Source organism: Bacillus sp. VA13, assembly GCF_055710085.1.
Genome location: NZ_JBVQPP010000003.1, coordinates 413,075 through 425,548 on the forward strand (window position 1 = coordinate 413,075; position 12,474 = coordinate 425,548).

The window sequence follows — 12,474 nt, forward strand, 5'->3', positions numbered from 1 at the left end:
CTCTCCTTTATGTCATTTTAGGATCGCCTCGAGAAAGCGTTTTCTCCTAACAGCTAAAAAAACAGCGGTTCAATCCGCTTTAACATATTGCGCAAGCGCTTTCTCAAAAGATGGTTTCATTTTACACTGCCTGTTGTTTACACGCAATAGGTTTTTTAGCTTCAACTGTCAAAATGAAAAGAGCCCGCTTATTAGCGGGCTCTTGGTTTGAGGGGTGATGTAGAATGTCTGACCACGAGCTCAGGCGGCAGCACGATTTTTTGTTTCGTCTTTCGTTTTCCTTCGATTGCTTCTGCCAGCAGTTCGATGACACTCCGCCCCATATCTTTAATCGGCTGGCCCACGGTGGTCAGGGGCGGGGCAGCCATTTCTGCAAGTATCGTGTTATCAAAACCGATGATGGAAAGGTCATCCGGCACTTTTATGCCTCTCATTCTCGCAGCTTGTATGGCGGCGCAGGCCAATACGTCGTTGAAGGCAAAAATAGCCGTTGGAGCGTTCCTGTCCAACAATTTTCCCGCTTCTTCCTTACCGCTTTCCAAAGAAAATCGCGTCGGAACGATAAGCGATTCATCGACAGGCACGCCCGCTTCCTCCATCGCCTGACGGAAGCCTTTGATTCTGTTTTTTTCACCCGTCGTTGACCCGTCTCCCACAATGCAAGCGATGTTCCTATGGCCGAGTGACAGAAGATGCTTGGCAGCCTCGTACCCGCCACGAACGTCATCCACCACGATAATATCCATCGGAAGCAGCGGCTTATCCTGAGAAATCATGGCGAGCGGAATTTGTTCGCTGGCGATTTCCTCCAAAGCAGACATGCTGTCATGATTCTCAATCCCTGTCGCAAAAATAATCCCGTCCACTTTTTTCTGCTTCAGCACCGAAAAATATTTTGTTTCTTTTTTCGGATTGTAATCAGTACTGCAAATCATCATTTGAAAACCAAGCTCATCCGCCCTTTCCTCAATGCTTTTGGCAAGTTCGCCGTAAAACGGATTTGAAATATCAGGCGCCACAAGTGCAATCATATTCGTTCGTTTTCCTGTTAACGCCGCGGCGTGGACATTGGGCGTGTACGCCATTTCCTTCATGACATTCATCACCTTCTGCCGCGTTTTCTCGCTGATTCTGCCCGTCTTGTTAATCACGCGCGACACAGTTGTGATCGATACTCCCGCCGCCCTTGCCACATCGTAAATTGTTGTTTTCATGTTCATCCCTCGTCTGGTTATTGAACTTTCCGGCTGACAATTTTCCGGTATTCAATTGGTGAAATGCCTTCTATCTGCTTAAAGAGTTTTGAAAAGTATGTCGGGTCTTCCATTCCGACCGTTTCCGCAATGACGCCCATTTTATCATTTGTAGAGGATAAAAGGCGCTTTGCTTCCGTCATTCTCACCCGGTTCGTGTATTGTGCCGGCGTAACGCCTAGCACCTGCTGCATGCAGCGGCTCACATAATCCTGATGATAGTGAAGGGCGAGCGAGAGATCCTTGATTGTCGTCTTTTCCTTATAATGTTCCTGTAAGTACCGGGCCGCCTCCCAGGCAACCCGCTCTTTGGCAGACGGAATTTGAAACGCCTCTTTTTGAAGATGCAACATCAGCTCCTCAAATAAAATTTGCTTTCTAAGCGGCAAATCGGAGTTTTCCGCGGAGTAATCGATCAGCCTTTCAAACTGCTGCGCCATAAACTGCGGACGCTGCACCTTTCCTTTTCTCGGCAAAGCCAGTCCGTAGCGGGCCGGCTCCTCGAAACTTCCTTTTTCCTGCTGAAGCTCAGACCAATTGCTGCCTCCTTTTGCCGTAAATTCATATTGATGTTCATCGAAGTGAAGCCAGTAATAGGAGGTTGCTTCATCACTGCCCTTCGTCCCGTAATGTTCAAGACCGGGGGAAAGCAAGATGTACTCGCCGCCTTCAACAGAGAATGATGTTTCATTTTCCGTTATATATAACGTTCCCTGTTTGACGTATATCAGATCAAACACGGAGAATACACGTTTCACATGGGTTTCTCCCCTTTTAAAAACCCCTTCTCCAGCTGCGATAAATACCGGAAAAGGCGGTACTGTAAACAGGATGCGGGGCATTTTAATCATCCTCCTTTTTAAGTCGGATTTTTGCAAGAAGTATCGTTTCTCTCCCTTTTTATTATAAGGAAATGGAGGTACACTTTAAAACGTTGATTTTATTTACGAAAGGGGTTAGACACGATGAAACAAGCTGTCTTCAAATCAACTGCTTTGAAAAAACCCGCTGCTGACAAAACGTTCTCATTATTTTCGCTTACTTGGCCGATCTTTATTGAGGTCTCATTATATATGTTTATGGGTAATGCCGATACACTGATGCTCAGCCAATACTCAGATAACAGCGTGGCAGCAGTCGGCGTCAGCAACCAGATTTTGAATTTAATTATCGTGATGTTCAGCTTTATCGCCACAGGAACGACCGTTATCATTTCACAATTTTTAGGGTCACGGCAAAAGAAAGAAGCCATGGAAGTCGCTTATGTGTCAATCGGCGCCAACTTCTTCATCAGCCTTGCCATCAGCGCCATCGTCTTTTTCGCGGCTGCCCCTCTGCTTCATATGATGGGATTAACAAGCGACCTGATGCCTGATGCAAAAGTCTTTTTACAAGTTGTCGGAGGTCTGTCCTTTATTCAGGCTTTAATCATGACATTCAGCGCGATCTTAAAAAGCTACGGCTACACAAAGGATACAATGTTTGTCACAATCGGCATGAACGTATTAAACATTGCCGGAAACTTTGTTGTGATTTTCGGTCTGTTCGGTTTTCCTGTTCTCGGCGTTGCCGGTGTGGCCATGTCTACATCTATCGCCCGCGTCATCGGATTAATCGCGATGATTGTCATTGTCAACAAACGCATCCAGCTGAAAATGTCGCTGAAAAAAGTCTTTCATATGCATAAAGAGCATTTGCGCAAGCTGCTGAAAATCGGCATCCCTTCTGCGGGAGAACAGCTTTCATACAACCTGTCGCAAATGATTGTCACGTATTTTATCGCCATCATGGGCGCGCAGGCTTTGACAACAAAAGTGTATACGCAAAATATTACGATGTTTATTTTGCTGTTCGGCACTGCGATCAGCCAGGGCACGCAAATTTTAATCGGCCGCTATATCGGCGGCAAACAGTTTGATGCTGCGTATGAGCGCTGCATGAAGAGCCTATATTGGGCACTCGGAATTGCTGCGGCTACATCGGTTTTGATGACGATTTTTTCAAAAGACCTGATCGGCATCTTTACACAAAGCCCTGACATTATTGCGACTGCGAGCCTTTTGATTGCCATGACGATTATCCTTGAACCGGGCCGCTCGTTTAATGTCATTATCATTAACTCCCTGCGTGCCGCGGGGGATGCGAAATTCCCGGTTTACATGGCAATGATTTCAATGTGGGGCATCGGTCTCCCGCTTGCTTATCTATTCGGCATCCACCTCGGTTTCGGTCTTGCCGGCATTTGGATTTCCTTTATCGCAGACGAATGGGTCCGGGGAATCTTAATGTATAGAAGATGGCGCTCACGCATCTGGATTCAAAAAGGTATGGCGTAACACCTGGCACAAACAAGGCCGGGTGTTTTTTTTAGATGTCAGACAGAATCTGCTTCACTTCGTTCTCTGTGAGACCGTATTGATGTTGAAATACATCGTGCTGCTTCGCCCGGATTTTTTCTAAAACAGCCCGGTACAAATGAAGAGCGGCTTTCACCGTTTTTTGAGAATACTGCGGAAATAGCAGCAAGGCATCCTGACTCTCCTCAAGGTAGGCTTCCGCTTCAAAAGCGATATACTCCCACGTCATTGTGAATGCCTTATTCACGACACCCTTCTGAAGGTCGTCCTCTGTATATCCAAATTGCTGCATCACCTGCCGGGGGATGCGGCTTTTTTGCTGTTGGCCAGTGCCGATATCTCTCAGAAGCCGAATCAGCTGAATCGCTAAACCGAGAGAACCGGCTGCATGAGTAAGCTGTTCTCGATGCCGGCGCGCTATGACCGGGAGCAGCATCAATCCGGCCGCACCTCCCGTTTGGTATGCGTGCATAAGCAGTTCATCAAGGCTTTCGTACGGTGTATCTTCCGCTTTCTGTGCGGCAATGAACTCACGGAATGGCTCGCTGTCCAATGTAAAGGTCTGATACGCATGGCTGAAAGCCTTCCATAAAAAATGATTCCCGTTATATGTCCCGGAAAAAACATGTTCCGCCTCAGCTTCAATGGCAGATAACGCGTGCTCATCCGCATTGGCTGCCGTATGGCAAAATGCCATGACCGCCCAAGCAGCCTGTCTTTGCTTCAGCGGAAGAAACGAGAATGCTTTGTAACAGGCTGGTTCACGGGCGCTGACGATCTGCCCGCACTGCTGATAGGCTTCTTTTATCTCTTTCATTTCTTTTCACTCCTATGTATCACTGCTTCTTCAAGTCTATTATGTTTTTTCCCAATTGTATATGAAGAAAAAGCCGATTCCCCTACACAGAATCGGCTTTTTCTTTAACCCTCATCAATATCAATGCGGTACGCTTCAAACCATGTATGAATTTGGGCAAGGTGGGCGATCAGCTGAGGCCCCTTCATGAGCTGCCCGAACCACGGAACCTGAAAGGAAGAGCCTTCTGTCTCTAAAAGCTGATCCAATTGTTTTCTGTCCAGCAGAGTATGAAGCACCGAGTCCTTTTGGCTTCTGATCGTTTTCAGCCATTCGCTGACGCCTTTTGTATATTCCGGATGGTGTGTTTTCGGATACGGGCTTTTTTTGCGATACAGAATGTCATCAGGCAAAATGCCCTCGAGCGCTTTACGCAAAATGCCTTTTTCCCGGTTGTCATGCATTTTCATTTCCCATGGGATATTCCAAACATATTCCACGAGCCGGTGATCGGCGAACGGCACCCGCACTTCAAGGCTCGCACCCATGCTCATGCGATCCTTCCGATCCAAAAGGTTCGTCATAAACCAAAGCATATTTAAATAGAACAGCTGTCTTCTTGCTTTGTCCACACCCGTTTCTCCGTCTAATAATGGCGTTTCCGCCAAGGTTTCTTCGTATTTGGCATTTACGTATTCTTTGAGATTCAATTTTTTCTGCCATGAATCAGAAAGCAGTTTGATCCGCTCTTCTGTCGACCTCATCCATGGGAAGCCCGACTCAACGTCTGCCATATGGAACCACGGGTACCCGCCGAAAATCTCATCCGCGCACTCTCCCGACAGGCTGACGACAAAGTCCTTTTTGATTTCCCGGCAAAACCACAGCAGAGACGAGTCGACATCAGCCATTCCCGGCAAGTCTTTGACCAGCACGGCTTCCTCCAAATGATCGACGAGATTCTTTTGGCTGATGACGCATTTGTGATGTGTTGTACCGAAGGCCTCTGTCATTTTTTCAATCCAAGGCCCGTCGTCATTCGGCTGAAAAGCGCTCGTTTGAAAAAATTTATCGTTCTCTTCGTAATCAATCGAATAAGTATGAAGCGGTGCTTTTCCTCCCTTTTCAAAATGGCCTGCTGCAATCGCTGTAATGGCGCTTGAGTCCAGTCCGCCTGATAGGAACGTACAAACCGGCACATCCGACACAAGCTGTCGCGTCACCGCATCCTGAAACAACGATCTGACATTGGCAACCGTGTCATCAAAACTGTCCGTATGTTTTTCGCTTTCAACATTCCAATAACGCCAAATATTCAGCCCGTCTTTAGAAAACGTCAGCGCGTGAGCCGGCCGGACTTCTTTTATGCCTTTAAATACACCAGTTCCCGGAGTTCTGGACGGTCCAAGCCCGAAAATTTCAGAAAGTCCTGTTCTGTCCACTTGCGCTTTTATATCAGGGTGTGCGAGGATCGCTTTTATTTCGGACCCAAAGAGAAAAGAAGATCCTTGCTTTGTGTAAAAAAACGGCTTCACACCGAGACGGTCTCTCGCGGCATACAGCAGATCGCGCTTTTCATCCCACACAGCAAAAGCGAATATGCCATTGAGATGGTCTACACAGTCTTCCTGCCATTCAATGTAGCTGTGCAGCAGCACCTCGGTATCTGATGTCCGCTCTAACTGATGGCCCCGCGCCCGCAATTCTTTGCGCAGATCCTCCGTGTTATACAGCTCACCATTGTAAATAATGGTGTACGTATCCCCTTTATAAGTGCATGCCATCGGCTGGCGTCCGCCTTCAATATCGACAACCGCAAGCCTTTTATGTCCGAATAAAACATGGTGCTCTCCCCAAACGTTAGAATCATCAGGCCCCCGTTTGGAAAGAGTGTCTGTCATTCTGTTGATCGTTTGTTTTTCCTGGACGAGCTGCTTTTTAAAATCGACCCAACCCGTAATTCCACACATGTGATATCAGCTCCAATCCCGTTTCTTTCGTAACAATTTCGTTTCTTTCAGCACCTTAGTAAGTTTATGCATCTATAGGCAGATAGTTGATTTGTCCACAAAAGAGTTGTATGGGACAGGCTTGAATTGGAAAGAAAGGAGAGGAAAGAAGAAAAAGGAGACAGCATGCATGAAACGGAAACAATTATTATATAAAGAGGAAAGAAAATGGGAATACGGCACCATCCTTATCGAAGATGGCATCTGTTTAATCGAAAACGGGGAAGGCGATATACTGCTGGCGGACAGTCTTCATCACAGCCCAATTTGGATCCTTCATAAAGGAAAATGGGAGCAGGCCGGCTTCCAGGATAAATTGATTCTGGCATGCGGTGAAGAAAACATCTCCCTTTCAGGCGGAGAACGCATCCGCTATGAAAAATCAGTCAAGCGGCCGCTCATGGCGCTTTTGGATTCGCTAGATGACGAAACCTTTCTCGCATTTTTACAGCACTTGCACAGCTTTGGCTTATCGGTATTCGATTGCGTCTTTTCTTATAATAAAGGAGTCTTTTCGAATACATCGGAGGAGCAGGGTGTTTCTTTCTATCACTTTTCAAACGACACCGCCCAATGCGCGATGCAGCATCACTACAGCAGCGAAGGGACAGGAGACCGGTTCGAATGGACGGCTTCAAATGGAAAGCGATCCATTATGTATTCAGCAGTCCAGCGGGGGCGCAAATAAAAAAAGCGGTGCAGTGAGCACCGCTTTTAGATTACTTTTCAACAACAACTTTTACATCCTTGCTTTCTTTTTTGTCTGTGTCAGCAGCCGTGACGTACAGTACCGTTCCGGCTTTTTGTTTTTTGATTTTCACCGTGAACGTTCCTTTCGCGTCAGCTTTGGCAGAAGCAATGACTTTCTTTGATTTGTTTTTCACTCTGATCATTGCCTTGCTGTTCGCCTTTCCTTTCACTGCTGTATCCCTCGTTTTCACTGCGTTTACTTTCGGTGTGCCGGAAGGTTTCCCTTTGACGACGACAACTTTATACGATGTTTTTGCATCGCCTTTTGTCGCTTTCACATACAGTACTTGATCTTGTTTTTGAGTCGGGATATTGACCTTGAACGCACCGTCTTTTCCGGCTTTGGCGCTGCCGAGTTTTTTCTTGCCGTTCATGACCTCGATAAGCGTGCCTTCCTTCGCGCTTCCTCTGACGGCTGTTTGTGTGCTTTCAAGCTTGTTGACTTTGAGCTGTATATCAACTGCGCTGACAGCCTTCATGACATTCAGCCGTCCGTAGCCAGAGTGCCAGTCTACTCCAGGCGTCTTTGGAATGTCAATCGGATCGCCATTATCGTCATACATTTCTTCTTCCTCGCCATCCACGCTTTCAAAGGAAATATCATCTGCCGTCTTTTTCAAAATATCCTCTGCCTCTGTTCTTTTCAGCTTAGGGTTTTGAGCGAACAGCAATCCTGCAGCAGCGGCAGCATATGGCGTCGCCATAGATGTTCCGCTCATGTACGTGACATTTCCGTTCGGCACTAAGCTCGGGATATCAGACCCTGGAGCAGAGATATCCAGACCTTTTCCATAGTTAGAGAAATCAGCAGTCATATCCATGCGGTTCGTTGCCCCGACTGACATCACATATTTAGAAGAAGCAGGATAAGATAAAGAATTGGCTCCGTCATTCCCGCTGGCTGCGGCAATCAAGACATTTTTGTCAGCTGCGTATTTCAAAGCAAATTCAAGTACGCGGCTGTAGCCTCCGCCCAAACTTAAATTAATTACCTTTGCTCCTTTGTCAGCAGCATATTTGATGCCGAGGGCAATTTGTTCAGTATCTCCATAGCCTGTGGAATCAAGCACTTTTACCGGGATAATTTTCGCTTTGGCATTCAATCCAGTCATAGAATAACCGTTATCGCTTTGAGCTGCAATAATGCCTGCGACGTGTGTCCCATGCCCCTGATCATCCATTGCGTTGTTATTCCGTCCCACAAAATTACGCCCGAGATCGGTTCTTACTTTTCCTTTTAAATCAGCAAGCGTGCTGTCCACACCTGTGTCTACTACTGCAATCAATGTATCGTTCAGCTTGCGTTTAGACAGCAATGTGCTGGCAGGCTCGTATTTCACATCGGCATTTTTGACACCGCCATTTTCACCGTTGTTTTTAAGCGGCCATTGGTAAGGGTATTGAATATCGTTCGAAAGGCTTTTGTATTCCTGCACAGGTTCCGCAAACTCTACGTTAGACATCTTGGATAATGTCGCAGCAGCGCTTTTGACCCGTTTTGCGCTTGCCGTATATGTGCCGTTCTGTTTCTCGTCTTTCGGAAGCTCAAATGAATAAAGATTGTCAAACAGTTTCTTTGCCTTTTTCACATTGGAAATGTCTTTTTTCGATTGCGCACTTGCAGAAAAGCCCTTCATTTCATTATGTACGGATGAGAGGCTTTTATTGTTCTTCACCTTGAAAATGACCTTTGTTGTCTGAACTTCACTTTTTGCCGCAATACTGTTTTCTGTTAAAATAGCTCCTGCTGTTTTGCCTTGCAGCTGCTTGATATTGAATCGTTCCGCCTGTTTCTTTATCTCCTCTTTAAGGAAAGACGGGACTGATTGTAAAGCTGTATCATACAGCCGGTTGATTGCTTTTTGATCTTTTTCAGTTATCTTATATGAAGAAGACGCACCGTTTTCTGACACATCATCAAACAACGGCTTTAATGTCACAAGATCTTGATAGATTTCATTTCTCGCAGTTTTATTGAGTGCGAGCTTTGCCACGATAAACGGTGCCGCTTTGTAGTAAAGGCTAGTCAGCTCTTTGCCTTCTGCTGTTTGGCTCAGCTGCTCATCACGAATCGCTCTCAGCTTGTCTAGGATGCTTTTTCCCGATTTTTTCTGATCGACACTCATTTCCACCGGACAAGCTTCTTCCTGTTCTAAATCTGACGGCTGCTTATTCGTGCCTTTATACCCAATCGAATACTTGGCTTCCGCAGCTGCTTCGGCCGTTCCGCCGTCCTCTGGTTCTTCTTCTCCGAGGTATTCAACTTTTACATAGTAAGGGCCGCTCCACGCGTATGGAAAAATGATTTCGCTTTTTCCATCCTCCGCCGTATAAGAACGGTACATCTCAAACGTTTCAACTTTAAGCGCTTTTTCCATACTTGGATATACATATACATTCAGTACTGAATCACTCTTTACGGTCAAGGCCATATGTGAGTTTTTCTGAATATCCGCTTTTCCCGGAGTCACTTTGTACCATTTCACCTGTTCCGGTTCCTTCATGGTGCCTGTCTGTTCTTTGCCGTTTTCCAGAGCCGCCGCCTGGTCGATCGCACCAGCCGCTGCCGCTTTGGTTCCCGGAGAAAAAAGGCTGAAGATCAGTGCAAAAATGAGCACTGCCGCCACAAACGAGCTGAATTTTCTGCGTTTCATGATATCCCTCCTGCAAAATAATGAATCTTCTTGAAGGTATCATAATTTCATAGGACGAGATACCGCTTATAGGGAATTTTAAGGTTATTTTAAATGATTTGGAATATAAGGGAGGAAGTACCTAAAAACCCGACTCCATCTTAGGGCCGGGTTCATGCTCTTTCTATTAAAACAATTGAAAACCGATTGGCAAATGCAGACCGAGCAGCACTGTCAGCACGAGGACAATGATGAAGCCGATCCATAGGCCTCCGGTTGACTTTTCTTTTTTCTTGCGGATGAGAAGCATTTCCATCAGGCCGATGGTGATAATGCCAAGAATCATTTTGCCGGCGTATTCTCCGTTCCAGTTGGCGAAACGGACAAACAGCTCAGCTCCTGTCAAAATAATAAGGATATAGAATAACCGCAGAATCATATGAGTGATTTTTGCGCCTTTCGCACTTCTTGACGAATACAGCGAGTAGCTGACGAAAAGCAGAATCAGCGCTACCACCCATGTCGTAATATGTAGGTGTGTCATACAGGTTCCCCCTATCAGATAAATTACCCCACTTATAGTACCATGAACTTGTCCTCTGCCACAAAGATGAGTCTCAGAAAAAACGGGCGGGTTCGAGTCCGCCCCTGTTTGATTCAGCCGATTTGGTTTGACAGCGTTCCGATCGGGTCAATCGTAATGTCGATTTTGTCACCTGGCCGCAAGAATTTTGGCGGCTTAAATCCCTTTCCGACTCCAGACGGCGTACCGGTGGCAATGATGTCTCCCGCTTCAAGCGTCATCCCCTTTGAGAGGGTTTCAATTAATTCCGGAATGGAAAAGATCATATCGCTCGTCGAACCGGATTGGCGCAGCTCGCCGTTGACTCTTGTTTCAACCTTGAGGCGCTCAGGCTCCTGAATCGATGATTTATGTACAAGCACGGGTCCCATCGGACATGTCGTATCCAGGCTTTTTCCGATAAAAAACTGCTTATGCTTTTTTTGCAGATCACGCGCCGTGATATCATTCACAATCGTATATCCGAAAATATGGTCATAGGCATCTTCTTTTGAAATGCGAGTGCCGCTTTTTCCGATGACGACAGCAAGCTCTCCTTCATAATCAAGCTGAGAGGTGACCTCTTCATGGCTGTTAACGATATCACCATGCCCTGTAACCGTTACCGGCGATTTTGTAAATACCATCGGATGCTCCGGAATGTCAGCTTCGCTTCCCATTTCAATCGCGTGGTCCCTGTAGTTTTTGCCGATGCAGATGATATTTTTTGACGGCTTAGGAATGGGTGCATGAAGCTTCACCTCAGATAATGAATACATAAATGATCCCAGCTCATCATTCGGTTTCTTTGCCCACTCGGCCAGCTGCCTTGCATGTGCAACAAATTTATCCCCTTCTGCGATACATTCAATCAGCGATCCCGGAATCGTCTCAAGTTCAAACAGTTTTTTTTCAGCCTTTTGCAAGTCCATAATTTTCTCATCATCAATGATCAGGCCGACAAACATTCGGTTGTAAAGTTCCCCTGTCGCAAATTTCATGTTATTCCTCCATCATCTTTTAAATCAGAATGCTCCTTCTTGTATTCTCTGTCGAATGCTGAAATCCCTTTTTCTCATATCCGTTTTCATTTCGTTTCAGGACGGGCTTGCTGCACATATCATACAAATGTCGTTTTGAGGAGGAGGAAAGAATATGGAGAGCGTACATTTATTTTTTCATCGGCAGCAGCTGAATCGTAAAGGTACTGCCAAAGGGCTTCTGGTGACTAACCGATCAGTTTCTCCCATTCTTCTCACACAGCGTGACAAGGCGGAAAAGGTATCCTATGAAATCAGCTGGGAAAAGTCTCTGTTTGGTGAAAGCACACTTTTTTTGAATGCGGAACAGGATGATCCGTCCCTGATGCGTCGCAGGCTCGCTTATTGTTTTTTTAACCAGATCGGCGTCCCTGCTCCCGCTGCCTCGTACAGCTTTCTGACCATCAATGGCGAGCCAGAAGGGATTTATTTGAGCATCAAGAACCATCAGCTAGCCGATAGAACAAGTTACCGAATGAAGACAGCCGATCCGAGGGCTCCGCTGTCCGTTTTTAAACATGAATCTTCCCCGTTCTTACACGAATTTCTGACGCTGATCCGCACAGCTGAAGATGACGAATTGGCTGAACGCATTAAAATGTATCTGGATGTCAAACTGTTTTTTTTGTGGCTGATCGGCAGCGCCTGCACCAATCAAGGCTTTTATTACACATTTTGTTTAAACGAATCCGGCCGGCTTCACGTTTCCCCGATAGAGACCAGACCGCTTGCCGCACGCGGAAGATCTGACGAAGACCCTCTGCTGACAAAAGGTCGGACGCTTTCGTCAAGGCTTCTTGCCATTCCCGCCTTCCGGTCTCAATATCACACGTTAATGAAAAACGTGCTGAACCGGTCGTTTACCATTGAACGATTGTCTCCTTTCATCAGCGAATGGCATCTTGACATTTGTCAAAAAGCTTATGATGATCCTTTCATAAAAAAAAGCCCCTTGCAATTCGAAAATGAGCAGACAAACATACTTAGAGAAATTGAGGAGCGGCAGGACTTTTTGCAAGTACACTTAGCAAGACTATAGTCCTTTCTTCCATTAAAAAGGCCGCAGCAAAAATT

General features: G+C 46.2%; 9 protein-coding genes and 1 pseudogene. 3 read left to right on the forward strand and 7 right to left on the reverse strand.

All coding sequences use genetic code 11. From position 1 onward, the window contains the following. Positions 1-191: 191 nt before the first annotated feature. Together degA and AC0C66_RS14105 are read right to left on the reverse strand one after the other, a co-directional pair. The gene (gene degA / locus AC0C66_RS14100) at positions 192-1,214 is read right to left on the reverse strand and encodes a transcriptional regulator DegA (protein WP_461845697.1); all 1,023 of its coding nucleotides are present in this window, start codon (positions 1,212-1,214) and stop codon (positions 192-194) included. A 17-nt stretch (positions 1,215-1,231) separates the two neighbouring features. Continuing rightward, the gene (locus AC0C66_RS14105; protein WP_061188331.1) at positions 1,232-2,095 is read right to left on the reverse strand and encodes an AraC family transcriptional regulator; all 864 of its coding nucleotides are present in this window, start codon (positions 2,093-2,095) and stop codon (positions 1,232-1,234) included. Between the two features lie 123 nt (positions 2,096-2,218). On the opposite strand from AC0C66_RS14105, the gene AC0C66_RS14110 reads away from it, so the two are divergent. Beyond that, entirely contained in the window at positions 2,219-3,589 is a 1,371-nt protein-coding gene (locus AC0C66_RS14110) for an MATE family efflux transporter (RefSeq protein WP_014113320.1), read from the forward strand. 31 nt (positions 3,590-3,620) lie between these two features. Here AC0C66_RS14110 and AC0C66_RS14115 read toward each other — a convergent pair. After that, a pseudogene (locus AC0C66_RS14115) lies at positions 3,621-4,450 on the reverse strand (phytoene/squalene synthase family protein). Positions 4,451-4,531: 81 nt separating this feature from the next. After that, positions 4,532-6,376, reverse strand: a complete 1,845-nt coding sequence (gene asnB / locus AC0C66_RS14120; protein WP_088679509.1) for an asparagine synthase (glutamine-hydrolyzing) — start codon at positions 6,374-6,376, stop codon at positions 4,532-4,534. 169 nt (positions 6,377-6,545) lie between these two features. Here asnB and AC0C66_RS14125 point away from each other — a divergent pair, with 169 nt between their 5' ends. Then, positions 6,546-7,103: a DUF2777 domain-containing protein gene (locus AC0C66_RS14125; RefSeq protein WP_461845696.1), complete on the forward strand. Its 558-nt coding sequence runs from the start codon at positions 6,546-6,548 to the stop codon at positions 7,101-7,103. A 31-nt stretch (positions 7,104-7,134) separates the two neighbouring features. Here AC0C66_RS14125 and wprA read toward each other — a convergent pair whose 3' ends face one another. The 3 genes from wprA to AC0C66_RS14140 all read right to left on the reverse strand — a co-directional run bounded on the left by wprA (position 7,135) and on the right by AC0C66_RS14140 (position 11,361). Further along, the gene (gene wprA, locus AC0C66_RS14130; RefSeq protein ID WP_461845695.1) at positions 7,135-9,819 is read right to left on the reverse strand and encodes a cell wall-associated protease WprA; all 2,685 of its coding nucleotides are present in this window, start codon (positions 9,817-9,819) and stop codon (positions 7,135-7,137) included. A gap of 166 nt (positions 9,820-9,985) precedes the next feature. Next, the gene (locus AC0C66_RS14135; RefSeq protein WP_014113313.1) at positions 9,986-10,342 is read right to left on the reverse strand and encodes a YisL family protein; all 357 of its coding nucleotides are present in this window, start codon (positions 10,340-10,342) and stop codon (positions 9,986-9,988) included. 113 nt (positions 10,343-10,455) lie between these two features. Continuing rightward, positions 10,456-11,361 carry a fumarylacetoacetate hydrolase family protein gene (locus tag AC0C66_RS14140; protein ID WP_014113312.1) on the reverse strand — a complete coding sequence of 302 codons (906 nt, stop codon included), beginning with the start codon at positions 11,359-11,361 and terminating at the stop codon, positions 10,456-10,458. A gap of 154 nt (positions 11,362-11,515) precedes the next feature. Here AC0C66_RS14140 and AC0C66_RS14145 point away from each other — a divergent pair, with 154 nt between their 5' ends. Continuing rightward, entirely contained in the window at positions 11,516-12,439 is a 924-nt protein-coding gene (locus tag AC0C66_RS14145; protein WP_072181842.1) for a CotH kinase family protein, read from the forward strand. Positions 12,440-12,474 lie beyond the last annotated feature (35 nt).